The sequence below is a fragment of the Sphingomonas sp. F9_3S_D5_B_2 genome (assembly GCF_054263715.1).
This window is the reverse complement of the sequence record NZ_JBSZFB010000003.1, coordinates 17,501-42,530: the sequence shown is the minus strand read 5'-3', so window position 1 is coordinate 42,530 and position 25,030 is coordinate 17,501. Positions and strand designations below refer to the sequence as shown.

At 66.3% G+C, this 25,030-nt stretch carries 19 protein-coding genes and 1 pseudogene (1 of these 20 only partly in view); 9 read left to right on the top strand and 11 right to left on the bottom strand.

Translation table 11 applies throughout. The features are described 5' to 3' along the window. Positions 1 to 3: 3 nt before the first annotated feature. A complete protein-coding gene (locus tag ACUXST_RS08730; RefSeq protein WP_458389592.1) occupies positions 4 to 2,520 on the bottom strand; it encodes a helicase-related protein in 2,517 nt (838 codons plus the stop codon). 114 nt (positions 2,521 to 2,634) lie between these two features. On the opposite strand from ACUXST_RS08730, the gene ACUXST_RS08725 reads away from it, so the two are divergent. Beyond that, on the top strand, positions 2,635 to 3,726 hold the full coding sequence (locus tag ACUXST_RS08725; protein WP_458389591.1) for a M23 family metallopeptidase: 1,092 nt from the start codon (positions 2,635 to 2,637) through the stop codon (positions 3,724 to 3,726). Between the two features lie 4 nt (positions 3,727 to 3,730). On the opposite strand, the gene ACUXST_RS08720 is transcribed toward ACUXST_RS08725, so the two are convergent. The 5 genes from ACUXST_RS08720 to ACUXST_RS08700 all read right to left on the bottom strand — a co-directional run bounded on the left by ACUXST_RS08720 (position 3,731) and on the right by ACUXST_RS08700 (position 8,353). Beyond that, the gene (locus ACUXST_RS08720) at positions 3,731 to 4,450 is read right to left on the bottom strand and encodes a Crp/Fnr family transcriptional regulator (protein ID WP_458389590.1); all 720 of its coding nucleotides are present in this window, start codon (positions 4,448 to 4,450) and stop codon (positions 3,731 to 3,733) included. Between the two features lie 151 nt (positions 4,451 to 4,601). Then, positions 4,602 to 4,844, bottom strand: coding sequence for a hypothetical protein (locus ACUXST_RS08715; RefSeq protein WP_458389589.1), 243 nt, complete (start codon positions 4,842 to 4,844; stop codon positions 4,602 to 4,604). A gap of 76 nt (positions 4,845 to 4,920) precedes the next feature. Continuing rightward, positions 4,921 to 6,606: an ATP-binding protein gene (locus ACUXST_RS08710; protein ID WP_458389588.1), complete on the bottom strand. Its 1,686-nt coding sequence runs from the start codon at positions 6,604 to 6,606 to the stop codon at positions 4,921 to 4,923. Between the two features lie 74 nt (positions 6,607 to 6,680). Further along, the gene (locus tag ACUXST_RS08705) at positions 6,681 to 7,448 is read right to left on the bottom strand and encodes a TIGR02186 family protein (RefSeq protein WP_458389587.1); all 768 of its coding nucleotides are present in this window, start codon (positions 7,446 to 7,448) and stop codon (positions 6,681 to 6,683) included. Continuing rightward, the gene (locus ACUXST_RS08700; RefSeq protein WP_458389586.1) at positions 7,445 to 8,353 is read right to left on the bottom strand and encodes a sulfite exporter TauE/SafE family protein; all 909 of its coding nucleotides are present in this window, start codon (positions 8,351 to 8,353) and stop codon (positions 7,445 to 7,447) included. The genes ACUXST_RS08705 and ACUXST_RS08700 overlap by 4 nt, the downstream gene beginning before the upstream one ends. 233 nt (positions 8,354 to 8,586) lie before the next feature. On the opposite strand from ACUXST_RS08700, the gene ACUXST_RS08695 reads away from it, so the two are divergent. Further along, entirely contained in the window at positions 8,587 to 10,353 is a 1,767-nt protein-coding gene (locus ACUXST_RS08695; RefSeq protein ID WP_458389585.1) for a cation:proton antiporter domain-containing protein, read from the top strand. Between the two features lie 2 nt (positions 10,354 to 10,355). Here the strand turns inward: ACUXST_RS08695 and ACUXST_RS08690 are convergent, their stop codons facing one another. Genes ACUXST_RS08690 through ACUXST_RS08680 form a run of 3 tightly spaced genes read right to left on the bottom strand, consistent with a single transcriptional unit; the run spans position 10,356 to position 14,263 of the window. Next, positions 10,356 to 10,751 carry a VOC family protein gene (locus tag ACUXST_RS08690; RefSeq protein WP_458389584.1) on the bottom strand — a complete coding sequence of 132 codons (396 nt, stop codon included), beginning with the start codon at positions 10,749 to 10,751 and terminating at the stop codon, positions 10,356 to 10,358. A 27-nt stretch (positions 10,752 to 10,778) separates the two neighbouring features. Continuing rightward, on the bottom strand, positions 10,779 to 12,317 hold the full coding sequence (locus ACUXST_RS08685) for an amidase (RefSeq protein WP_458389583.1): 1,539 nt from the start codon (positions 12,315 to 12,317) through the stop codon (positions 10,779 to 10,781). 17 nt (positions 12,318 to 12,334) lie between these two features. Next, the gene (locus ACUXST_RS08680) at positions 12,335 to 14,263 is read right to left on the bottom strand and encodes a M61 family metallopeptidase (protein WP_458389582.1); all 1,929 of its coding nucleotides are present in this window, start codon (positions 14,261 to 14,263) and stop codon (positions 12,335 to 12,337) included. 164 nt (positions 14,264 to 14,427) lie between these two features. On the opposite strand from ACUXST_RS08680, the gene ACUXST_RS08675 reads away from it, so the two are divergent. From ACUXST_RS08675 to ACUXST_RS08645, 7 genes and pseudogenes are all read left to right on the top strand, one after another. Further along, on the top strand, positions 14,428 to 17,112 hold the full coding sequence (locus tag ACUXST_RS08675; protein WP_458389581.1) for a TonB-dependent receptor plug domain-containing protein: 2,685 nt from the start codon (positions 14,428 to 14,430) through the stop codon (positions 17,110 to 17,112). Positions 17,113 to 17,148: 36 nt separating this feature from the next. Beyond that, positions 17,149 to 18,384 carry a histidine--tRNA ligase gene (hisS, locus tag ACUXST_RS08670; RefSeq protein ID WP_458389580.1) on the top strand — a complete coding sequence of 412 codons (1,236 nt, stop codon included), beginning with the start codon at positions 17,149 to 17,151 and terminating at the stop codon, positions 18,382 to 18,384. Positions 18,385 to 18,446: 62 nt separating this feature from the next. Further along, positions 18,447 to 19,466: a peptide chain release factor 1 gene (gene prfA / locus ACUXST_RS08665; protein ID WP_458390035.1), complete on the top strand. Its 1,020-nt coding sequence runs from the start codon at positions 18,447 to 18,449 to the stop codon at positions 19,464 to 19,466. Next, positions 19,463 to 20,290, top strand: a complete 828-nt coding sequence (prmC, locus tag ACUXST_RS08660) for a peptide chain release factor N(5)-glutamine methyltransferase (protein ID WP_458389579.1) — start codon at positions 19,463 to 19,465, stop codon at positions 20,288 to 20,290. The genes prfA and prmC overlap by 4 nt, the downstream gene beginning before the upstream one ends. A 232-nt stretch (positions 20,291 to 20,522) precedes the next feature. After that, positions 20,523 to 21,293 (top strand): DUF4167 domain-containing protein, encoded by a 771-nt coding sequence (locus ACUXST_RS08655; protein WP_458389578.1) that lies wholly within the window; start codon positions 20,523 to 20,525, stop codon positions 21,291 to 21,293. 124 nt (positions 21,294 to 21,417) lie between these two features. Beyond that, positions 21,418 to 22,882: pseudogene (locus tag ACUXST_RS08650) on the top strand (DUF4139 domain-containing protein). 7 nt (positions 22,883 to 22,889) lie between these two features. Beyond that, positions 22,890 to 24,389, top strand: coding sequence for a DUF4139 domain-containing protein (locus tag ACUXST_RS08645; RefSeq protein ID WP_458389577.1), 1,500 nt, complete (start codon positions 22,890 to 22,892; stop codon positions 24,387 to 24,389). Here ACUXST_RS08645 and ACUXST_RS08640 read toward each other — a convergent pair. Beyond that, positions 24,382 to 24,765, bottom strand: a complete 384-nt coding sequence (locus ACUXST_RS08640) for an acyl-CoA thioesterase (RefSeq protein ID WP_458389576.1) — start codon at positions 24,763 to 24,765, stop codon at positions 24,382 to 24,384. The two genes, ACUXST_RS08645 and ACUXST_RS08640, sit on opposite strands and share 8 nt — an antisense overlap. Next, positions 24,762 to 25,030, bottom strand: partial view of a hypothetical protein gene (locus tag ACUXST_RS08635; RefSeq protein ID WP_458389575.1) — the 3' portion only. Its footprint extends 16 nt past the window's final position; only the last 269 of its 285 coding nucleotides appear in the window; the start codon falls outside the window, past its right edge; it ends in the stop codon at positions 24,762 to 24,764. Before ACUXST_RS08635 ends, ACUXST_RS08640 begins: the two co-directional genes overlap by 4 nt.

Below are 25,030 nucleotides of genomic sequence, written 5' to 3'. Positions count from 1 at the left end.
AGCCTAGCGCTTGAGCTTCGCCAGTTCGGCGAACGCGTGGGACTTCGGCGCTTGGCGGCCCGATCGCTCTTGGCGCCGGCCGCGCCATTTCCACGCGTCGCCGGCACGCGTGAAGCCGACTTCGGCCATCAGCAGCGAGACAGCCTCCTCGTCGAGGCCAACCGAGGTCGCGAGATCCGCGTTGACCGGATTGTCGCCGCCAGCCGAGCGGACCTTGCGGGCGTGGCTAGCGAGGCGGTCGGCAAGGTCGATCCGGATCCACCGTCGGCCGAGGCGGCGGAAGGCAAGCGCCGCGCCGCGCGGGTCGGCGTCGGCGGCGAGCATCGCCGCGCCTGCGGCCGGGACCGTTGGCATAGACTGGGTCGTGCGGACTGCTACCAGAGCTGCCCGCCACTGCTGAGCGGCCGGCTTGAGCAGTGGCGGCAGGAACACGTCGAGCGGGCCGAGGCGAATGCAGAGCGCGTGCAAGGCCCGGCGGTCGGCCTGTTCGAGATGAGCGATCGGTCCAAGCATCGCCTTGCGCGGGAGCACGCCTCCGGCGTCGGCGAGCATCGCTGCGACGGCACGGACGCCGGGCGAGTTGGCCGGGTCGGTAGCCGCGGCGGCGATGCGCTTGAGGGGCCTGAGGTTCGCGTCAATCTGCGCGTCCAGCCAACGTTCAAGCCGCTCGCGAAGGGCGGCCCGGCTTTGGGCCGACAGGCGATCCAGCGTGCGGGCGGTCCTGAGGGCCGGTTCGAGCAACGAGCGACCGGGCGCTAGCCGGGCGAGGACCTGCCCTTCCCAGCCGACAGCTATCGCGCCGCTGTCTTCCGCCAGCACGGCGAATGACTCGTCGGGCGCGTCGACCAGCGTGCCGGCGCGCCGATCGAGCTCCTCTCCCAAGCGGCGCTCGGCAGCGGCGAGAAGCAGTCGCTTGTCCGCCAGGCGGGCGTTCGGATCGACGCGGAAGTCGAAGCCGGTGAGGTGTCCGATCGGCTCCGGACCGACGCTGACTTCGCCATCAGCCGCAACGGTGACCGGAAGCGCGTTGGCGCCGCGCGAGCCGATGTCGCGGACGAGGACGGCGGTGCGGCGGTCTACGAAACGCTGCGTGAGACGCTCGTGCAGCGCGTCGGAGAGCCGCGCCTCTACCTCGCCCGTGCGCTCGACCCATTTGGCGGGGTCCTGCAGCCAGTCGGAGCGGTGCGCGATGTAGGCCCAGCTGCGGATCCCCGCGAGGCGGTCGGCCAGCGCCTCGATGTCACCGCTCATGTTGTCGAGACGCGCGACCTCGGCGGCGAACCATTCGTGCGGCACGTGGCCGCCCTCGCCGACATAGCTGAACAGGCGGCGGACCATGCGGGCGTGGTGCATCGGCCCGACCTTGCGGAAGTCGGGCAGGCCACAGACCGCCCACAGGCGCCGCGCCTGGACGCCCCGGCGGTCGGCAATCGACGGGTCCTCGGCGAGGAGCTTGAGGACCGCGAGGTCGATCGCCTGGGGCGCGGAGCGCAGGAGTGGGTCGTCGCTCTTGCGCTCGAGGCTGGCGATCAGCGCGCGGACGTCGGTGAAGTCGAGGTCGGCATTGCGCCAGTAGAGGGAGTCGAGCGGACGGAAGCGATGCTCCTCGATGGCATTGATCTCTTCGTCGGTGAATTCGGCATTGGCGCTGCCGAGACCGAGGGCGCCGAAAGTGCCGTCGCGCTGGTGCCGTCCGGCGCGACCGGCGATCTGCGCCATCTCGGCGATCGACAGCCGGCGCTCGCGGCGGCCGTCGAATTTCTCCAGGCCGGCGAAGGCGACATGGGCGACATCCATGTTGAGGCCCATGCCGATCGCGTCGGTGGCGACGAGATAGTCGACCTCGCCGCGCTGGAACATTGCGACCTGCGCGTTGCGGGTGGCCGGCGACAAAGCGCCCATGACGACGGCCGCGCCGCCGCGAAAGCGGCGCAGCATTTCGGCGAGCGCGTAGACCTGCTCCGCCGAGAAGGCGACCACCGCCGACCGTGGCGGCAGGCGCGAGAGCTTGGTGCTGCCGGCATAGCGGAGCGTCGAAAAGCGTGGGCGGCGGACGATCTCCACGTCGGGCAGAAGCTCGCGGATAATCGGGCGGAGCGTATCGGAGCCGAGGATCAGGGTTTCCTCGCGGCCGCGGGCGCGAAGCATGCGGTCGGTGAAGACGTGCCCTCTCTCTGGATCGATGCCGAGTTGGGCCTCATCGATCGCTGCGAAAGCGAAGTCGCGCTGGAACTCACCGTCTCCGGTCTTGCCGGCACTGGGTACCGGCATGCTTTCGGCAGTGCAGAGGAAGTAACGGGCCTGCGGCGGGACGATGCGCTCTTCGCCGGTGAGGAGCGCGACCTGATTCTCGCCCTTGATCGCGACGACGCGGTCGTAGACCTCGCGGGCGAGAAGCCGCAGCGGAAAGCCGATGACTCCGGATGAGTGGCCGCACATCCGCTCGATCGCCAAGTGCGTCTTGCCGGTGTTGGTGGGCCCGAGGATCGCCCGGACCGTAGCGTCTGAACGCGGCGCCATCATCGCGAATGTGGCAGCGCGCAGGGAGAACGCAAGGTTCCAAATGCCGATTCCGCGCTGATTTTAAGCGGGTTTTAACCTCGATTCGCCAGACAGGCGGGGATGTTGGCAGCAATGACCCCTGCGCGGAGCTTCGGCCGTCGTGGCGACGCGGCTGCGATCGCGCGCACTTGGCCGCTGCCGGGCTGGAAGAGCCTCGCCGCGCTTGCAGTCCTGTGCAGCACCGTCGGCTGGGCATCGCTGCCGCACCTGACGAGCGGATCGAGCGACGAGCAGATTCAGTGGCGGGCGCTCGGCGTCAGCCCACTGGCAAACCGCGGCTCAACGGGGATGGCGATGGCGCCGACCGATGCTGCCGCGCCGATTGCTTTGGCTCCCCTTCGTCCCGTTCGCGCCGAACTGGTGGTGGCGCCAGTCCCGACCGCTGCCCTAGTCGCGACCGGCCCCGTGCGCATCCGCGGGCGTGTCGGCGAGGGCCTTTATTGGTCGCTTCGTGCAGCCGGCGCTTCACCCGAGGTTGCGGCTGCCTATCTAACGGCGCTCGCGTCCGAGACTGACGTCGGCAACGTCGCTCCTGGCGACGGCTTCGATCTCGTTCTCGGCAGCGGGCGGAACCTACTTTACGCGGGGCTCAACCGCAGCGGTGATAATCCGCTTCAGCTGGTGCGCTGGACGGCGGGCGGCCGTGTCGAGTGGATCGACGCCGCGAACGTCCAGCGTCCTGCACCGGTTCAGAGCGGCATGATGATGCCGGTCTCGGGGCACATCACGTCGTACTTCGGCAATCGCTATCACCCGATCCTTCACTTCACGCGCTTCCATGCCGGTCTCGACATTGGAGCAAGCTGGGGGAGCCCGATCGTCGCGGCGGGCGACGGTCGCATCGTCAGCGCCGGCTGGGCGGGAGGATATGGCCGCGAGGTGCAGATTGCCCACGCCGGGGGAATGACGAGCATCTACGGCCATATGAGCCAAATCGTCGCCGAGCCAGGAAGCATGGTCCGGGCGGGCCAGCTCATCGGCTATGTCGGCTCCAGCGGCCTCTCGACGGGGCCGCACGTGCACTTCGAGGTTCGCCAGAACGGCGCACCCGTGAATCCCCTCTCGGTTCGCTTCGCTTCCGTGCAGATCGTCGACCGCGGCCTGGCGACCGCAGTGAAGGCAAGGCTCCAGGCGTTGCTGAGCACTGGCCAGCGCCGCGGCTGAGGGGCTAACGCCGCCGCTTTTCGAGGTAAAGGTAAGCGGGATCGAACTCTCCGACGCGCTGGAGACCGGGCAGGTCTAGTATGCGCAGCCGCTTGTCCTTCAATTCGATCAGACCCCGCTTGCGTAGCTCCTGCAGCGTCCGATTGACGTGGACGGAAGTCAGCCCGACACAGTCGGCGAGCTGAACCTGCGTCAGCGGGAAATCGAAAGCGTCCTCATCCGCTAGGCCGGCGATCTGCAGGCGGATCAGAAGCTCGCAGAAGAGATGAGCGACGCAGGCGAGGGCCGAGCGACGGCCGACCGAGAGCATCCATTCGCGGTGGATGGCGGCGTCGAGGTTTGTCCCGAACCAGTAGACCCGCGTCAGGTGCGGGTGCTTGACCGTGATTTCCTCGAGCCGCTCGTGGGGCACCGTGACCAGTTCGCAGTTGGTCAACGCTACCACGTCGTGGTCGAGCCTTTTGAGCGTGAAGCTGTGCATGTCGACGAAGTCGCCTGCCACATGAAGCTCGGTGATCTGCCGTTGCCCGGCTTCGAGGTCCTTTACACGCGCCGCCCAACCCCGCAGCAGAAGGGTGCTGAAATTCAGCGGCTCCCAAGCGCGGATGATCGTCCGATGCGCCGCAACCGTCTTGGCCTCGCCCAGAGCGTCGCGGATTGCCGCCTCTTCTTCGGCGGAGATGTCATCGCGCGTGCGGAGCTTGCGGAGATGGGCTTCAATCATCGGAGGTCCAACGCGATACGATGCTCACGCCGCCAAGTTCCGAATCCGGGCAAGTTGGGGGGCTCAGCGGCCGAGGTTCACCCACGCTGAATAGCCGAATGCCGCGATGACCATCAGTGCGACCAGCAGCACCGCCGTGTGACGGGCGACCCTATTCATCATCGCCAAGGAGAGCGCTGATCGTGACGATCCGGCGGGCGACGACGCGCTCGTCTTCTAGAACATCAGCCTCGATCGTCGCTGAGCGTTCGCCGGCGTCGTCGACGAGGTCGCGGACGATGTCGACAGCCGAGCCGAGCGCCGCTTTCACGGCTTGTTCGAGACTGTCGTAGTCGCGAGGCTCGTCCTGCGCCTGGAACTGGCTGTTGGTCAGCCGGATCGAGTATTTGGGCATGCGCCGCGGCTAGCAGCACCGGTGCTTAGGCCTACTCACCTAAGTTATGGAGGCCCCACAAGTGAGCCTTTGCGCCCTACCGGCCGTGACCGCGCCAGCGCTTGACGGTGCGCTGGATGATGCCTTCTTCGTCGCCGGTTTCGCGCCACAGACGGGCGAAGCTCGGGTCCGAGGAGGCTGGGCGCTTTTCGGGCTCGAGGTCGTCGAAGCGGACGCGAATGGGGATTGCGACGCCTTCGCCGCAGACGATGCACTCGCGGTTACGAAGTGCCGGGATGGCGTCGAGGAAGCCTCGTGCACCTTCCGGCATCGCCGCGCGGACGCAGGCCTGGTCGCGGTCATTGTTGAGACGCATGGAGATGATGGTGCCGCACTGCGACAGCACGCCCTCGGCAAGGTCCGACGGCCGCTGCGTGATGAGACCCAAGCTGACGCCGTACTTACGGCCTTCCTTGGCGATGCGTTCGAGGATCTTGCGGACGGCCTGGCCAGTCGCGTTCTCGTCCTTGGGGACGTAGCGGTGCGCCTCTTCGCAGACGAGCAGGAGCGGCCGCTGGGCCTCGGTTCGGGACCAGATCGCATAGTCGAAGACCATTCGGGCGAGCACCGAGACGACGACCGACGTGACCTCCGACGGAACCCCGGAAACGTCGACGATCGAGATCGGACGGCCGTGGCTCGGCAGACGGAACATCTTCGCGAGCAGGCTGCCCATCGAGTCCGAAACCAGCATGCCCGAGAACATGAAGGTGTAGCGCGGGTCGGAGCGAAGCTCGTCGAGCTTGTTCTTGATGCGCTGGAACGGGAGCGTATCGCCGGCCCGGTCGAGCTTGCCCATCTCGGAAACCAGAATGCCGTTCAAATCGGTCAGAAGGTAGGGAATCGGACTGTCGACCGTCACTTTGCCATACTGGCTGAGGTCCTTGCCCTTGGTCCGCGCCTGCAGGAGGCACTTGGCGAGGATGTCTGCGTCGCGCTGCCGCTCCGCGTCCTGCGTCGTCAGCATGACTTCGCAATGCTCTTCAAAGTTCATGAGCCAGTACGGCAGCTGCAGGTTGTCGACGTTGAACAGCTCGCCGCAACCCTTGAAGGCGGCGGAATATTCGCCGTGCGGGTCGATCATGACGATGTGACCTTCGGGGCTCAGCTGCGAAATGCGGTGCAGGATGAGGGCCACGGAGGTCGATTTACCGGTACCGGTCGATCCCAGCACCGCGAAATGCTTTGATAGCATCGGGTCGACGTAGAGCGCGCCGCGAATGTCGTCGGTCGGGTAGACCGTGCCGATCTCGATGTTCGGCTCATCGCTGGCTGCGAAAATGGAGCGGAGGTCGGACGTTGTGACCGGGAACACCTCGGACCCCGGAATCGGATAGCGAGTAACGCCGCGGCGGAAGTTGCCCATCTTGCCGTTGGCATCACGATTGCCTTCCCCGAGGAAGTCGACCTGGGCGACGATTTCGCCGCTGTTGTCGGCGCGGAGCGTGCGGACGTTGGCAATCAACCATGCGTTGCCCACGACCATCTTCACCTGACTGCCGACCTGGCCAGACATCGTGATGGCGGGGTCCGAATGCGATTGAAGTGCCAGCAGCGACGCGGTGCTGAGGCAGACCTGTGAGCCGGAGCCGGCGATCTCGATCACCTTGCCGATCGCGCCCACGTTCGGCGCGGCGGCTGCGGATCCGGCGGCGCCATCGTCCTCGCTGCTGAAGCTGCTGACTTCGTCGAGGAACTGACGCAGGTTCGGCTGATCGTTCATGTGCTTACGGGTCCCAACACCGGTGAAAACTCAGGCTTGGGACTACCGAAAATGGATTAAGATTGGCTTAGGCCTCAGAACCGGCGGCGGAAGATCGCTGCGGCTGCCCAGCCGAGGAAGAGCGACAGCAGGACGGCGGTGATCCCGTAGATGAAGGAGTGGCGCCGCGCGGCAAGCGCGACATAGCGTTCGAAACCGGACTTGCTGATGTCGATGTCGCGCGTCGCCGCGGCAAGCACGCGGCCGCGATCGACCAGGAAAGTCTCGGCCGTGTAGGTGCCGATCGGCACCTGGCTCGGGATCGTGATGTTGGCCCGGTAAAGCACGCCCTGCGTGATCTCGACCCCGTGCGGGTTCTCCGCATAGAGACCAGTTCGGTGACGCAGGTCGAGCAGGCCTGCCTCGAATCGCCGCTCCTTCTCCGGGAGCGCGCCGCCGCCGGGCGAAAGCTGCAGGTTGTGAATCCCCATCTCGTAGATGGCGGCGGTGCGCTCGTCGACGAGGTCTGGGATCGGCCGCGAGGCGGCGACCGCATAGAAGGAAGGCGCCGAGCGGAAGCGATCCGAGTCTGCGTTCATCCAGATACCGGCGATCTTCTGCTTCTCGCGGAGCAAGATCGGCTGCACCGGCCCGCGGAGCACCACGACGATGTCCGCCGGTCGGGTCGGCGCCCGCCCGCCGGGGTAGATGATCGCTCCGAACAGCAGCAGCTGCGCGCCCGTGAACGTGTAGCGGATCTCGACGTTGCGGTTGGAGACGTCCGGAACGAGCAGCGGCTTGTCGGCCGCCGCGAGCAGCGGCGTCGTTGCAAGCAGCGCAAGGGCGAGAAAGCGGCGGCTCACAGATATTCGATCGAGAAGATTTCGTCTGGGCGCCAGAAGAGGCCTAGGAACATGCGGAGGGCGACCAGGAGGATGACGATCGCCAGCGCGAGGCGCAGGTAGTCAGGCTTGAGGCGGGTGGTCAGCAAGGCTCCATATTGCGCTCCGATGACGCCCCCGCAGAGGAGCAGAACGGCAAGGACGATGTCGACGGCGCGGGTGGTGACCGCGTGGACGATCGTCGTTCCGGCCGTGACGGTAAGGACCATCACGAGACTGGTGCCGATGACGACGCGGGCCGGCATCCCCAGCAGGTAGATCATCGCCGGAACCAGGATGAAACCGCCGCCGATGCCGAGGAATACCGTAAGAATCCCGGTCACCCCCCCGATCGTGAACGGCGCGATCGGTGAGAGGTAGAGGCCTGAGCTGTGGAAGCGCCAGCGAAGCGGCAGCGATGCCACCCAGCGGTTGCGGCGGCGCGGCTCGGCCTCGCCCTTTCCGCCAATCCAGCCGAGCGTCACCAGCGAATCCTTCAGCATCAGCCCGCCGATGCCGCCGAGGATCACCACGTAGAGCAGGTTGATCACGACATCGATCTGTCCGCTCGACTGGAGAATCCTGAACAGCGCGGCCCCAATCACGGAGCCAAGCAGGCCGCCGGCGATCAGCACGCCGGCCATCTTCAGGTCGACGCCGCCACGCCGCATGTGGACCATCGCGCCCGATACGCTGGCGCCTGTAATCTGCGTCGACGCCGATGCGACCGCGACCGTCGGCGGAATTCCGTAGAAGATGAGCAGCGGCGTGGTCAGGAAGCCGCCGCCCACGCCGAACATGCCCGACAGCACGCCGACCAGAAAGCCGAGCACCACGATCAGCAGCGCATTCACGGACTGGCCGGCGATCGGAAGATAGATGTCCATTGGGCCTGGAGGAGTAGCCTCAAACCCCTGCCGGGGCCAAGCGTGGGATGGATAGGACGAGGACATAGTGGAGCGTCAGCGATACCCGCATCCTGTTCCGGTTCGCTGATGGCGCTTCAATGTGCCAAATAGGGTTGGCTGCTTCACCTGCGCGCCGGCTCCGCACCATCTTCACAGGTGCCGTGATTTCCACCATGGGATCGCTTTGCTGCTGATTTGAGGATCTCCTGACCATGGAGGACGCTGGCCAAGCCTTCCTAGTCCGGGACGGAGTGCTGCTGCTCGGATTCGCGCTCGGCTTCGTCTTGCTGTTCCGGCGTATCGGCCTCGGTGCAACCTTGGGTTACCTGCTCGCTGGCGCCGTGGTCGGGCCGAGCGTGCTCGGGCTGGTCGGCGGCGCGGAAGAAAAGAACAGCGTCGCCGAGCTTGGCATCACCCTGCTCCTGTTCGTTGTCGGCCTGGAGCTCAATCCTTCCCGCCTGTGGATGATGAAGCGTGACATCCTCGGCCTGGGCCTGATCCAGGTCGCGGTCTGCGGGCTGTTGGTGACCGGTCTGATCTGGCTTGCCGCCAAGGTTCCGCTTGCCGCGGCTCTGGCGCTCGGCTTGCCGCTGGCGCTCTCGTCGACTGCGCAGGTGCTGCCGCTACTTCAGTCGTCCGGGCGGTTACGGACCCCGTTTGGCGAGCGCGCATTTGCGATCCTGCTGTTCCAGGACCTGTCGATCATTGCGCTGATCACGATCGTCGCGGCACTCGGTCCGACGCGTGCCGAAGCGAGCGGCCCTCCCGGCTGGCAACTGGCGCTGTACACGGTGCTGGCAATTGCCGGGCTGATCGCGCTCGGCCGCTTTGCACTCCGTCCGCTCTTCGGGCTGATCGGCAATCTCGGCGAACGCGAGATGTTCGTCGTGGCGGCGCTCTTCACGGTGCTCGCGGCGGCGGCCCTCATGCAGTGGCTCGGCCTGTCGACGGCCCTTGGCGCCTTTATCGCCGGGGTGATGCTCGCCGACACACCGTACCGGCACGAGTTGGAGGCAGACGTCGAGCCGTTCCGGTCGATTCTGCTGGGCCTGTTCTTCCTTTCCGTCGGCATGCTGCTCAACCTCGGCGCGATTGCCGAGCGACCCTTTTTCGTCGTCGGCATGGCCGTCGCCCTGATTGTGGTGAAGGCGGCGGTGATCACGGCTATGGGGCTGGCCTTCAGGATGACCTGGCGAAGCGCCCTCGGCCTTGGCCTGCTCCTGAGTCAAGGCGGCGAGTTCGGGTTCGTCCTGTTCACACAGGCGCAGGGTTCGGGCTTGATCCGGCCCGAAACTGCGAGCCTGTTCGGCGCCATCGTGACGCTATCGATGGTCACGACGCCGTTCCTGATGGGGGCGACGCGCAACCTGCGAGAGGGACCGATCGAGCGCGGCGAAGTTCGCGACGGACCGCAGGACGACGGCGCCAATGCCTTGATCGTCGGCTACGGGCGCTTCGGCCAGACCGTCGCGCAGATGCTGATTGCCAACGACGTGCCCGTCACTTTGATCGATACCGACGTCGAGATGATCGACGTTGCCGGCGACTTCGGCGCGAAGGTGTATTTCGGCGACGGAACGCGGATCGACATGCTGCGACAGGCCGGTGCAGAGCAGGCGGAGCTAATCCTGTTCTGCATCGATGGCGACCAGATTACGGCTGACATGCTCCACGCGGTCCATGAGGCTTTTCCTCGCGCCAACATCTACCTGCGCGCGTTCGACCGCCGGGCAGTCGTGAAGCTCGAACATGCGCCAGTCTGTTACATCGTTCGCGAGGTGATGGAGTCCGCGGTGAAGATGGCGCGGATGGCACTTCATTCACTCGACGTTCGCGATGAAGATATCGACCGGGCGGAAGAGCTTTATCGTTCGAGGGACCGGGAGCGGCTGCGCAAGCAGATCGAAACCGGGGATCTGCGCGCGGCGAGCGATCGCATGATCACAGATCGTTCGGACGCGGGGCACCAGGCCGGCTGAGCCTAGCCGCCGGTGGCCGGCGGCTCCCAGAGTTCAATCGGATTGCCCTCGGGGTCGCATATCCGGGCGAACCGGCCGACGTCCGGATGGTCCCATTCCGCGTTCGTGGTGACTTCAATGCCTTGCCCGTTCAGTTGCTCGATGAGCGCGGGAAGATCCCCGACGCGAAGGTTCAGCATGAACGCCTTGTCGGCCGGGAAATGGTTCGTGTCCGCTGCAAAGGGAGCGAAGACGACCGGTCCCCCGGTGGTGATCCATGACCATGCGTCGGGCTCCCCAGCGCTCGCTCCGGGAGCGACACAGCCGGCGCCCACGTTGAGATGCTCGCGGTACCAGGCGGTTAGCGCCTCAGGGTCGCGGGCCCGGAAAAACAGCCCGCCAATACCGTGCACTCCCATCGATACCTCCCTGATGTGCCGCGGGCATTAGCGCTGCGGCAGAAGCAGCGGCATGACCTGCGGACTCTCTTCGATCGAGCGGTAGAACTTTGCCGTCGGGAACGGCCCGCGCGCCTGCTCGTAAGCATAGCCGAGCGATAGCAGCCGGGCTTCGGACCATTTCGGGCCCATGAAGCTTAGACCGACGGGCAAGCCCTTGATCAGCCCCATCGGGACGGTGAGATGTGGATAGCCCGCGATAGCGGCCAGATTGCCGGCGCCGCCCTCCGTGTAGAGGTCGTTGTTGACCGCATCGATGTGCCAGGCCGGACCGGCCGTCGGGCCGACCAGCGCAACGACATTGTACTGCCGGAGCAGCCGGTCGATGCCGTTCGGGCCCGCCGCCTGGAAGCTCGTTGCACGGGCCCTCTTGTAGGCAGGGTCATTCAGTCCCTTGGTCTTCTGCGACTGCTCGAAATACTCCTGGCCGAACAGCGGCATTTCCTGTCGCTGATGCGCGTTGTCGAACGCGATCAGGTCGGCAAGCCTGCGGACGGCGATCGGTGCCGGGCTGCTCTTGAGGTAGGTGGCCATGTCGGCCTTGAGCTCGGTCTGAAGGACCGTGTTCTCATTGTCGCCGATGCCCTTCTGATCGAACTTCTTGATGTCGACGAGGATCGCGCCCTGCTGCCGAAGGATGGCGAGCGCGGTCTCGAACGCAGGATCCAGGGTTGGCGAGGATGCGAAGCGCATGACGCCGAGGCGCTTGCCCTTCAGCGAGCCGGCGTCGAGCTGCGTGGAGTAGTCGATCTTGTGGCGGTCGGCGTCGCGGGTCGCGGGATCGGCGGGGTCGCTGCCGGCGATCACCGTCAACAGCTCGGCAGCCTGGCGGACGCTGGGAGTCATTGGGCCCGCCGTGTCCTGGCTGTGGCTGATCGGGACGATGTGGGTGCGGCTGACGAGGCCGACGGTCGGCTTCAGGCCAACGATGCCGTTGATTGCGGCGGGGCAGGTGACCGACCCGTCCGTTTCGGTGCCGATTGCATAGCGGACGAGGCCGGCCGCGACTGCCGCGCCGCTGCCGCTCGAACTTCCGCAGGTGTTACGGTCGAGCGCCCAGGGGTTGCGGGTCTGGCCGCCGACAGCGCTCCAGCCGGAGATCGAATGCGTCGAGCGGATGTTCGCCCATTCGCTGAGGTTCGTCTTGCCGAGGATGACGGCTCCAGCGGCGCGCAGACGCGCAACGAGCGGAGCGTCACGGTTGGTGACGTTCCCCACAAGCGCGAGGCTGCCGGCGGTGGTCGGCAGGGGACCGATCGCTTCGATATTGTCCTTGATGAGGACGGGCTGACCGGCGAGCGGGCCGCGGAGACCGCTGCCGTCCACGCGCTGCGCTTGCGCCATTGCGGTCGGATCGAGCGCGATCACCGAGTGGAGCGAAGGATCGATGCGCTGCACGCGGGCAATTGCCGCTGCCGTCGCTGCCTGCGCCTGGCCGGGTGGCAGCGGCTGTGCAGCCGAGGATCCCGCGGCAGCGAGCGCAAAGCCTGCGCCGAACCCACAAAGCGAACCCGCAATCTTACGCATTACAGCCCCCTCTTTTCTCAGCGCGGTGCAAGCAGCGCGTCGAGCGTTCCCTGACCCTTGCCGGTCTTCTGCAGGCGTGGATAGCGCAGCCCGCCGTGCCAATCGAGATTGACGGTGCGGTACACATCGCCGTCATGGATCAGCAGCTGGATCGGTGCGCTGGTGCCCTTGGCTGCGGTGATCGCGGCCTTGATGGCATCGCCGTCGAACGCACGGCCGTTCACCGCGAGGATTTCGGTGCCGATGGTCAGGCCGGCGTTGAAGGCGGGGCTGTCCCAGATCACGCTGCCGATCTTGCCGTCGCCGCCGACGTTGAACCCGCCGGAATAGGTCAGGTCGGTGAACTTGCCGCGCTTCTCGTTGCCTTTGATCCAGTTCGTCGGCTCATCGGTATAGACGAGCTGGTAACCGCCCTGATTGATGCCTTCGAGCGGCGGCTGCGCGGCGACGTCATAGACCCTGCGCTGCAGGTAACTTCGCCAGTCATAAGGCTGCACCCGGTTCAACGTCGCGACGACGTCGTCGAGCGTGTAGGTCAGCTCACCGAAGTCGCCATCCCTCATGCCATAGAAAAACCGCGCGAAGTCGTCGATCGAGCGGCGGCCGTGAGACTGCTGGCGGATTATCCGGTCGACGTCCGTCCAAATCAGCTGGCCTTCGCTGTAATAGTCCTCGCTGCGCTGCCAGCTGCGCGACGGCTGGGGCTGGCGCTCGGCGATGGTCGGGTCGTTCGTCGTGTCGACGAGCGGCCGCCAGGCGCGGCCAGGCGTGCCTTCGCTATAAGCAGCGGCAGTGGCGGCGAGCGCGTCGAGCGTATCTTGCTTGGACAGCATTCCCGAACGGGCGCCGAGCACATAGCCCCAGAACTGGGTCTGGCCTTCGTAGACCCACAGCAGCGATCCTTCCATCGGCACGTTGTAGTCGGCCGTCCAGAGGTCGGCGCCGCGGCGGTATTTGCCATCCCAGCTGTGGGTATATTCGTGCGGCAGCAGGTTCCGAGCCGAACCCTGGGTCTCCCACTCCGTGAAATAGCCGCGCCGAACCCCGTCCTCGGAGCTGCGGTGATGCTCTAGGCCGCTGCCGCCGAGGCTGTTCGAAATCGTCAGCAGGAAATCATAATGATCGTAGTGCTGGGCGCCGAACAGCTTGACCGCCTGCTCGACCAGTCGGCGATGCGCGGCAATTTGCGCCGGCGTTGCCGCTAGTTCTGACTCGGTATCGGCGATCACGTCGAGCGCGACACGATCGCTGAGGGGAATGCGGCGGTAGTGCGCTCCGGCGATCAGCGGCGAGTCCATCAGGATTTCGTAGCTAGTCACCGGATAGTCGATGCGGTTGCCGGTCTGCCCGCTCGGACGGAGCGCCGTCGCGACCTTCCACCCGGCCGGAACGATGACCGACGCCTGGATGGGAATCTGCCGCACGAAATAACCCGCCGGGTACATAGAATTGGAGACCCATTGGATGCTCGACATATCCGGAGTCATGACGATCCGGCCCTGGTTGCCGGTTGTCGCGGACAGGAACTGGAAGTCTACGTCCACCGCTTGCACGCCCGCGGGAACGTCGACGTGGAAGGCATACACGTCGAGCGGGTCGCGGACCCACTTCAGGGGCTGGCCATTGGCGCTGACCTTGAGGCCCGCAACCTTGCGGATTTCGCCACTGGGGCTGTGATGGCCCGGAAGCCATTTCGGGTAGAGCAGGACGAGGTCGCCCGCCGCAGCGACCGGCACGCGCTCATGCACCTTGAAGATTCCGCGGGTCACGTCCGTCGCGTCCACCGTCAGTTGGAGCGTGCCCGGATAGGGAACATCGCGCGGTGCCGGGACCCGGTCCGATTTGGCTATCTGCACCGGCTTGCTGTTCTGCGGGGGGACGATCTGGCTGTATGCCGGGTAGGCAGCGGCCGTCATCAGCAGCAGTGCAAGCGCGGCTCGACGCATCGGGTACTCCTTGGAGATGGAACAGTAGAGGTTCGATCCTCTACATAGATTCCGGCGCCGGATGCAACGCGCGCTTGATGGCCGTTGGTCGGTGCCCTTCGGCACTTTGTCGAAGCAAATGGCGTTGTCAGGGTTCGTTCACTCGCCGGGGGTAGGGGCCACACATGATCTCAAGACTGTCTATCAGCGCGCTCCTTGCCGGCGCCGCGTTCGCCTCGCCGGCCATGGCGCAGACCCAGCCGAGCGGGACCACTGCAGCCCCGACCAGCACTGCCGCCGAGCAGCCTGCGCCTCCGCCCCCGCCAGCAGGTCAGCCGGCGCCGGCAAGCAGTCAGCCGACGACGGCCACGGAGGCGACCGCGGCTCCAGCGGACGAGGCTGCCGAGGAGGACGGGGACGCGGCGGGCGAGGAGATCGTCGTCGTCGGCAGCAAGCCGCGCGGCTCCGTCATCGGCGACATCCCGCCGCAGAACACTCTCGATGCGGGAGACGTTCGCGCAACCGGCGCGACTGACATCACCGAGCTGCTCGACGCAATCGCCCCGCAGATCGGAAGCTCGCGCGGGCGGGGCGGCGAGCGACCGGTGCTACTGCTCAACGGCCAGCGCATATCGGGTTTCCGTGAGCTGCGCGACATCCCCACCGAGGCCATCCAGCGGGTCGAGATCCTGCCCGAGGAAGTCGCCCTGAAGTACGGCTACAGCGCCAACCAGAAGGTCGTAAACTTCGTGCTGCGGCCACGCTTCCGCTCAACCACTGCGAGAGTTGGCGCGAGCACGGCGACTGAGGGCGGCTACACTTCCGCCAATGCCGACCTGACCCGGCTGATGATCCAGCGGAACGGTCGCACGACGGTGAACCTGCACGCTGAAGGCAACGGCATGCTGCGGGAGTCCGAGCGGAACATCGACCTGCAGCAGCAGGGCACGACCGGTGACGTGATCACGCAGCAGGACCTCGCAGCGAGGTCCCTGCTTGGCACCAAGCGCGACCTGCGGGCAGGCGCGACCTTCAATCGTAACGTGCTTGGCAACGTGTCGGCGACGCTGAACACCGAAGTCGAACACAATGACGGGCGGTCGCTGATCGGCCTCTCGGACACGCTTCTGCAAGACCTCGGCCGCAAGACGACCGCGGACAGCGCGCACGCCGGGCTGGCGCTCAACTGGGACAAGTGGGACTGGCGCTGGAGCGTGACCAGCAATGCCGACCTGGAGCGTGACACCACGCGGACTGATCGCGACAACGCTGATTTTCGCAGAGATCGTGCGCATGAGACCCGTGCGTCGGGCGATTTCCTGGCGACCGCGAACGGCAATCTCTTCAAGCTCCCCGCCGGCGACGTCAGCACGACGGTCCGCGTTGGGGGCAGCACGGCGCACCTGAACAGCGAGCGCGAAGATGTCGACGGGAGGACGAAGACCTCCCTCGGACGCACCACCGGAACTGCCGGCGTTAACGTCGATCTCCCGATCTCGAGGCGCGGCAGGGACTTCAGCGCTCTTGGCAACCTGACGCTGAACGCGAATGCCGAGGTCGAGCAGCTCTCGGATTTCGGCACGCTGACCACCATCGGCGCGGGCGCGAACTGGTCGCCCGTCGCTCGGCTGAACTTCATCACGAGCTGGACTCGCGAAGAGGGAGCTCCGACCATCCAGCAGCTCGGGGACCCGGTGCTTGAGACGCAGGGCACGCGCATCTTCGACTTCACGACCGGCCAAACGGTGCTTGCGACGGCCGTCACCGGCGGCAACCCGAACCTGCAGGCGGATCGGCGCAATGTGTTGAAGCTCAGCACCAACTGGCAGCCGTTCGAGACTACCGACCTGCGGCTTCGTGCCGAGTACGTGCGCCAGACGATCGACAACCCGATCTCCAACATCACGGTGACGGAGTCGATCGAGTCCGCGTTCCCGGAGCGCTTCACGCGGGATGCTTCGGGCCGTCTGGTCCGCGTCGACTTGCGCCCAGTGAACTTCGATCGCTCGCAACGTGACACGCTGCGGCTGGGATTCGATTTTTCCAAACCGCTGAAGTCACGCCGTCCTTCCCAGGCAGTTCTGGACCAGATGCGCGCGCAATTCGGTGGCGGTGGCCGCCGCGGAGGTTCGGGCAACAATGCGCCGCCGCCGCCAGCCGGTACCGCTCCGGCCACCAATGGCGCGGCGCCCGCGGGCGGTGCAGCTCCAGCCGGAGCTCCTCCCCAGACCGACGTGGCGGGAGGTCCTCCGCCGGGCGGCTTCGGCGGCTTCGGCGGACGCCGTGGCGGCGGTGGCGGCGGGTTCGGCGGGCGTGGTGGCGGGAGCCGCGGAAGGCTTCAATTCTCGCTCACCGACACGATCACGTTCGTCGACAAGGTCACGATCGCGCCAGGGCTGCCGGAGCTCGACTATCTGCATGGCGGCGCCGCCGGTCAAAGCGGTGGAACACCGCGGCATCTGGTCGAAGCGCAGGCCGGTTACTTCAACAACGGTCTCGGCGCGCGCCTCGGGGCAAACTGGAGGAGCGGAACGACCGTCAATAACCTGACCGGCGACGATCTGCGATTCTCATCGCTGGCGACGTTCAACTTGCGGTTGTTCGCCAATCCGGGCGACATTCCGGAGCTAACCGTGAAACATCCGTGGCTGCGCGGAACGCAAGTCCGGTTCGAAGTGAATAACCTGTTCAATGCGCGGCCGAACGTCCGCGATGCGAACGGGCGCGTGCCCTTCAGCTATCAGCCGGACCTTCTCGACCCGCTCGGCCGGACGGTGCTGATCAGCATCCGCAAGCTGTTCCTGCCCTCGCGTTCCTTCTTCCGGCAGCAGCGCGAACGCGAGCAGCAGCAGGGGACCACCAGCCGCTGATTGCCGCCAATCGCCGAAGCGCTTAAGCGCGCGCCGATGAGTTCACTTCAGCCGGTTCGCGGCACCCAAAGCCTGCTCGGAGAAGATGCCGACCGCCTTCACGCGGTGATCGGCGCCTTCGACCGCGTCCGCCGCCTGTACGGCTTTCGCCGCGTCGAAGTGCCAGTCATCGAGCATACGGCGGTTTTCGCGCGGACCATCGGCGAGACCACCGATGTCGTGTCCAAGGAAATGTACTCGTTCGAGGACCGCGGCGGCGAAGGTATCACGCTTCGCCCGGAGTTCACGGCGGGCATATGCCGCGCTTATCTGTCCGAAGGCTGGCAGCAGCTTGCGCCAATCAAGGTGGCGACGCACGGCTCGGCCTTTCGCTATGAGCGCCCGCAGAAGGGCCGCTTCCGCGAGTTCCACCAGCTCGACGCCGAGATCATCGGCGCCGGCGAGCCCCAGGCCGATGTCGAACTGCTGGCGTTCGCAGACCAGCTTCTCAAGGAGCTGGGCATTCAAGGTGCCATCCTCAAGCTCAACACCTTGGGCGATCCGGAAACTCGCGCGGCCTGGCGCGATGCGCTGCACGAGCATTTCGGTGGACGCGTTGCCGATCTCAGCGAAGACAGCCGCACACGGCTCGAGCGCAATCCGCTCCGCATCCTGGACAGCAAGGCGCACCAGGACTGGCCGATTGTCGACAGCGCTCCGGCTATCGACGAATTCCTGACCGGCGAGGCGGCCGATTTCTTCGCCCAGGTCACCTCCGGCCTCGACGCTGCAGGCGTGCAGTGGGAACGGGCGCCGCGGCTGGTGCGCGGTCTGGATTACTATCGCCACACCGCCTTCGAGTTCGTGACGGACCGCCTGGGCGCGCAAGGAACAGTGCTGGCCGGCGGGCGCTACGATGGGCTCATCGAGGCGCTTGGTGGGCCGCACACGCCCGCGGTCGGCTGGGCAGCCGGCATCGAGCGATTGGCGATGATGATCGATGCACCGCCGCCCGAGCGGCCGGATGTCGCCATCGTGCCGATTGGCGAGCGCGCGGAAACAGAGGCCAAGCGCATCGCTTCCGGGCTTCGCGCCGCCGGCATCGCCGCCGACCTCGCTTATCGCGGGAACATGAAGAAGCGGATGAGCCGGGCCAATACGTCGGGCGCGCGCTACGCTCTCATCATTGGCGATAACGAACTCGATTCCGGCGAGGCGCAGCTCAAGGACCTGACCTCGGGCGAGCAGCGCGCTGTTTCGCTCGACCTGCTTGCGGACGCGATCGCCCGGTGACGCAGATCTCGTCGGAACGGATCGCTTCGATCGAGGCGCGGCGGCACGAACTGGCGCAGGCGATGGCCGCGCAGGATCTCGCGCCGGACGAGTTCGTGCGTCTGTCGAAGGACTATGCGGCGATCGAGCCCGTGGCCAATGCCGCGCGGGAGGTCCGGCGCCTGCGGGCCGAGCTGGAGGTCCTCAACGGCCTGGTTGCCGATCCCGGCGCCGAAGCCGAGCTGCGCGAGATGGCGGCCGCGGAAGCCGACGAGATCCGCCACAAGCTCCCGGATGCGGAGCGCGCGCTCGCAGTCCAGCTGCTGCCCCGCGACGCTGCCGATGACCGTGCCGCGATGCTCGAAGTCCGCGCTGGCACGGGGGGCGATGAGGCTGCGCTGTTCGCCGGCGACCTGCTGCGCATGTACCAGCGCTTCGCGGAGTTGCAGGGCTGGCGGTTCGAGCTGATCTCCGCAAGCGCCTCGGAGGTCGGCGGCTACAAGGAGGCAATCGCCTCGATCAACGGACCGGGCGTGTTCGCCAAGCTGAAATTCGAAAGCGGCGTTCACCGGGTGCAGCGCGTGCCGGTCACCGAGAGCGGCGGGCGCATCCACACCTCGGCAGCGACGGTCGCAGTCCTCCCCGAAGCGGAAGACGTTGACGTTCACATCGACGACAAGGACCTCCGCATCGACGTGTATCGCTCTTCCGGGCCGGGTGGGCAGTCGGTCAACACGACCGACAGCGCCGTGCGGATCACGCACCTTCCGACCGGCCTCGTGGTGATCCAGCAGGACGAGAAGTCGCAGCACAAGAACAAGGCCAAGGCGCTTAAGGTGCTGCGGACGCGCCTCTTCGAGCTGGAGCGCGAACGGCTCGCGAACGAACGTGCCGGCGCGCGCAAATCGATGGTGGGATCAGGCGACCGGTCGGAGCGAATCCGCACCTACAACTTCCCGCAGGGGCGCATCACCGATCACCGCATCAACCTGACTCTGCACAAGCTGGAGGAGGTGCTTGAGGGCCCGGGGCTCGGCCAGATCATAGACGCGCTCGTATCCGAGGACGAGGCCGAGCGGCTCGCCGGGCTCGACGAGGCGTGAAAGCGATCGACCGCGCGTTGGCGGATGCCGCGCGCCAACTCGAGCCGACGAGCGACACTGCGCGTCTCGACGCCGAGTTGCTCATGGCCGAATCTCTGCACATCGACCGCGACCGGCTGATCCTCAGTCCGCCGAGCCGACCTGTGCCGGACCGCTTCTGGGAGATGATCGAGCGCCGCAAGCTCGGCGAACCCGTTGCCTACATCACTGGCCGCCGCGCCTTCTGGAACATCGAGCTTCACGTCGGGCCGGGCGTACTCGTTCCGCGGCCGGACAGCGAAGTGCTGATCGGCTCGGCAATCGCGCATTTCGACGGCACTGCCGGTCCGCGACGGATTCTCGACCTCGGCACCGGCCCAGGAACGCTGCTGCTGGCCGCGCTGGACATTTGGCCGGAGGCGACAGGAGTTGGCGTGGACGTATCGCGTCAGGCACTGTCGTACGCGGCCGCCAATGCGCGGCGCCTCGGCTTCGACACCCGGGCAACGCTCCGGATGGGGAACTGGGCCGAAGGCATCGCCGAGCGCTTCGACTTGCTCCTGTGCAATCCGCCTTACGTCGCGGAGGGCGCCGAGCTTGGCCCCGGAGTGGCGGAATACGAGCCGGACGAGGCACTGTTCGCCGGCCATGAAGGCCTCAGCGCCTATCGCGTCCTTGCGCCGCAATTGCCGAAGCTGCTCAGCCCCGGCGGGCTGGCGGCAATCGAGATCGGCGCTTCCCAGGGCGAGGCGGTAGTCAGCCTGCTTGCCCGCGACAGGCTGCGCGCAACCGTCGCGCAGGATCTCGGCGGACGCGACCGCGCGGTGCTACTAACCTGGATTTGATTAAATTCACTTGGCAGAAAGGGTTGCGGTCACTACATCAGTGTCAGGACCGGGCCGCTCCAGATCAGCTGCCGAGCGCATCCCGTGCCAACCCCCGACGCAATCGGCCGCACTTGGCGCTTCAGCGCAAGACAGGGACGAGAGGGTCAGGAGCCAGCCTCCCCAACCGGAGCGCTGCCCTGTCCGCCTGAGGGGCACAGGGGGCTTAGACACTGCGTAAGGACGTAGGCATTTGATCAATAATCGTCAGAACGGCCGCAGGCGCGGTCGTGGAGGCCAGCGAGGTCAGAATCTCGGCGGTCAGCCGGGAAATCGGCAAGACAATCGCCAGCGTGGCAACGCCGCCCAGCTCCTTGAGAAGTACAAGAGCATGGCGCGCGATGCACAGCTCGCCGGCGACCGCGTGCAAACCGAATATTACCTCCAGTATGCCGATCACTATTTCCGCGTGCTCGGCGAGAGCCGTTCGCGGTTCGAGGACCAGCGCCGCTCGCGCGACGACGATCTCGACGACGAGGATGGCGACGAGGAGATGCTCGACGCATCCGACGATCAGCAGGATGATCGCAACGACCGGCAGGATCGGAATGATCGGCAGGATCGCGACGACCGCCAACCGCGGGGCGACCGCCAGGATCGTGAAGACCGGCAGCCGCGCGGTGAACGCCAGGCGCGCAACGATCGCGACGACCGGCCCGAGCGCAGTGAGCGGGCAGAGCGCAGTGAGCGCCCGGAGCGTGGCAATCGCCAGGAGCGCTCCGAGCGTCCGGCACGCCGTGAGCGTACGCGCTTCACCCGGGACGGCGGCAACTCCGACGATGGCGGTGCAGATGCGCCGGCGCACGTGAACGGCAATGGTGGGATCGCAGACATCCTGCCGCCGGCGATTGGCGCCGACAATGTCACGGCGCTTCCCGTCGAGGACGAGGTTGCGCCGCGGCCGCGCCGCCGGGCTCCCCGCCCGCGTCCGGCCGACGACGATGAGGTTGCGCCCGCAGCCTAAGTCGCCGCAGCCTAGATGCGCGCTGCTTGACAGTCGACGTTACAATGTATCATGCTCCTCCCGTCGAGAGAGGGGCTGGTCGATGCGATTGCTTTTGAGTGCGTCCTGCATCTGCGCACTGGCGATGGCTGATTCCGTGCCGGCCCAGCCGCTGGTCGCGCCTCCGCAGCAGACTGCGCAGGGTGACATTGCCGTAACCATCTACAACAACAATCGCGCCCCTGGTCGAAGACAAGCGCCTGTTGAACTTGCCCGGCGGCCGCAGCCGCCAGGAGTTCCGCGACGTCTCCGCCCAGATCGAGCCTGCTACCGTCACCCTGAGCGGCCGCGGCGTCGGCATCGTCGAGCAGAATTTCGACTTCGACCTGCTCTCGCCAAGCGCGCTGATGCAGAATGCAGTGGGCCAGACGGTCACGCTTGTGCGCGTCAATCCCGCGAGCGGCGTAGAAACCCGCGAGCGCGCGATCGTCCTTGCGGCGAACGGTGGCGTCGTGATGCAGATCGGCGACCGCATCGAGGTGCTTCGCGACGACGGCCTGCCCGCTCGCGTCATTTTCGACGCGGTTCCATCTACTCTCCGCCCGCGGCCGACCCTCTCGGTCACTGTCGACACAGAAGGCGGCGGAACCAGGCCAGTCACACTCACTTACCTGACCCCCGGCCTGGGCTGGTCCGCCGATTACGTCGCGCTGTTCGACGAGACGAACAGTCGCATGGACGTCCAGGGCTGGATCACGCTGACGAACTCCAGCGGAACGCCGTACGTGAATGCCTCGACCCTGCTGGTTGCGGGGTCAGTCGGCCGGCGTTCCTCCTATGATGACGGCGAGGATGTCGAGCGATATGCGCCTCCTCCACCCCCTTCGGGTCTAATTCGCGCCGGCACCGAGACTGCCGGCCGCGAGCGTATCGGCGACTTCTATCTGTACCCCCTGCGCGAGCGCACCACGATCGCGGACAAGCAAACCAAGCAGGTCAGCTTCCTCGACGTTCATGGCGCGCCATCTCGCCGCGGGTACGAGTTCCGCAACGGCTGGTTGTCGACCGCCCCGGAACCAATCAGCGCAACCACGGTCCTGCGCTTCTCCAGCTCGCGCGATCAAGGTCTGGGCGACGCCCTCCCCGCCGGGACGGTCCGGGTCTATCAACGCGACGCTCGCGGTCATCCTCAATTCGTGGGCGAGCACCGGATCGGCCACACACCGATGGGCTCGGACATCAGTCTCGCGACAGGCCAGGCCTTCGATGTGAAGGTGCGGCCGATTGTCGCTTCTAGGCAGACGATTAGCGGCGCCGAGTGGCAGCAGACGGAGCGTTACCGCATCCGCCGCGGCGACGGCACGGTCGAAACCGGCACGCTCGAGCGGCCGCTTACCTTTTGGCGCACGCAGATGCGCTACGTTGTCACGAACGCCCGGCGGAATCCCGTCACCGTCGACCTGCACCAGTCTGGTCTCTCGTGGGACACACGCGTGATCCAGGAGAGCATCGTTTCCGAGAAGCAAAGCGACGACGAGACGTTATGGCACGTTCCGGTTCCGGCGAACGGTAGCGCCGTGCTCACTGCGACCTTTGAAACACGCTACTGAGCCACGGATGCGCTGGCCGGTGCTGCTCGTCTGCGCGCTACCCGCTGCCGGCGCGGCCGTTGCGCAGCCGATCGTCACTTCACCGCGGCCCGACCGGGTGGCGGTCACCGTCTACCGCAATCCCGAGCGCGGGCTCGAACCATTGAACCTCGGATGGCTTGGCGGCTACGCGCTCGTCAGCGAAACACGGCACGTCGTCCTGCCGGCAGGCGAGACCGAGCTGCGTTTCGAAGGCGTGACCGGCGGCATCGTCCCGCAGAGCGCGATCGTGACCGGCCTTGGCCAGGCGGTGCTCGAGAAGAACCGCGATGCGCGGCTGCTGTCGCCGGGAGCATTGCTGAGTGCGTCGCTTGGCCAGCGGCTCACACTTCGTCGGACATCGACCGCGACCGGTGCCGTGCGGGAGCAGGATGCGATCGTACGCGCGACTGCCGATGGCGTGGTGATCCAGACCGCCGAAGGGATCGAGACGCTGCGCTGCTCGGGTTTGCCGGAGACACTCCTCGCACAGCAGGTGCCGCCCGCGCTCTCGGCCAAGCCGACGCTTTCCGTCCGGATCCGCAGTCCCGAGCCGATCGAGCGCGACGTCACCTTGTCGTACATCACCAACAACTTCGACTGGCAGGCGGATTACATCGGCGAACTCTCGCAGGATGGATCCCGGCTCAGGCTGTTCGGATGGTTGACCCTCGCCAACGGCGACGAGACGGCTCTGTCCGAGGCGGCGACACAGGCGGTCGCAGGGAAGCTCAACCGGCGCCGGATCCGGATTGAGCAAGGTGACGCCGAGCCCATCCGGATTCAGTGCTGGCCGAGCGGCACCACCAGCGACCTTCCGGACGACCGCCAGGATATCGTCGTCACGGGCAGACGGCGGGCCGAGTTTGACGGAGCGCCGCCGCCCCCACCTCCGCCGGCTCCACAGGCCGTGATGGCGAAGGTGATGGCGAGTGAAGAGCGGCTGGGTGACCTCCGGCTCTATCGTATTCCGATCGCGGTCAGCGTGGCTCCACGCTCTCAGAAGCAGATCGCCTTGTTGGAACGGCCTTCGGTCAAGGTCCGGTACGTCCTGCGGTTGCGGGCTCCGCCAGGGTCATTCGAAATGCCGGTGAACAGGATTCTGAGGACGCGCAACGACCAGGCCAGCGGTCTCGGCCTGGCACTGCCGGCGGGCAAGCTTGCACTGTTCCGAAGGCAAGACGGGCATCGGCTGCTTGTCGGCGAAGGCAGCCTCGACGATCGCGCCGTCGGCGACAAGGTCGAAATGACCGTCGGCACCTCTCCGGGTGTCCGCGCGCGACAGACCGAGCTTCGACGCGACAAGGCGACCGCCTTTCGCCTGGTCATCACGAACGACTTGCCGTCCACCCAGGAGGTGGAGGTGGAGCTTCCAACGCAGGCCGAGGTCTCGTCGACGAAGCCCCTCCCCGCTCGAGAGGGCTGGAAGCTCTGGCGCGTCAGCGTGCCGGCGAATGGCAGCAGGACGCTGTCCTACTCGCTCAACTGACGGGCGCCTCTACGGCCCGCGGCCGGTTATTCGCATCGAGCGCGACAAAGGTGAACAGCCCCTCCGTGACCTTGACCTCGGTCGCGCCGAGATCGCGATGCGCAACGACCTCGATCCGCACGCCCATCGACGTTCGGCCGACCCGCTCCACCGTCGCGTAGACCGAGATCACATCGCGCACGTGGATGGGAGCGATGAACTCCATTGCTTCGATCGCGACCGTCGCGACGGGTCCTTTGGCGCGGCGGGACGCGACGATACCTGCGGCGATGTCCATCTGGCTTAGCACCCAGCCACCGAAGATGTGGCCATTGGCGTTGATGTCAGTCGGTCCGGGCACGATTCGCAGGATCGGCTCGCGATGGGCATCGGTCATTCTGGGTCCTCACGGATGCGGGTGGCCGCCTGCTCGTCATGGCCGCTGGAAGAGCTGAGGAAGCTTAGCGTCATCAGCGCTGTGCCGAGCAGGACGGTAAGGCCGACACCCAAAGCGGTGGCAATCAGCATGTGGATGTGCGTTCCGTCGTCCCCTCGCGCGACGAGTACGACGGCGATCGCCGCGATGGCGATGGAGAGCAGCGCAAGGAGGCGGAAGATCCGCCAGAAGCGCCGCATCAGCGAATGGCGCGGGCTGGGAACGT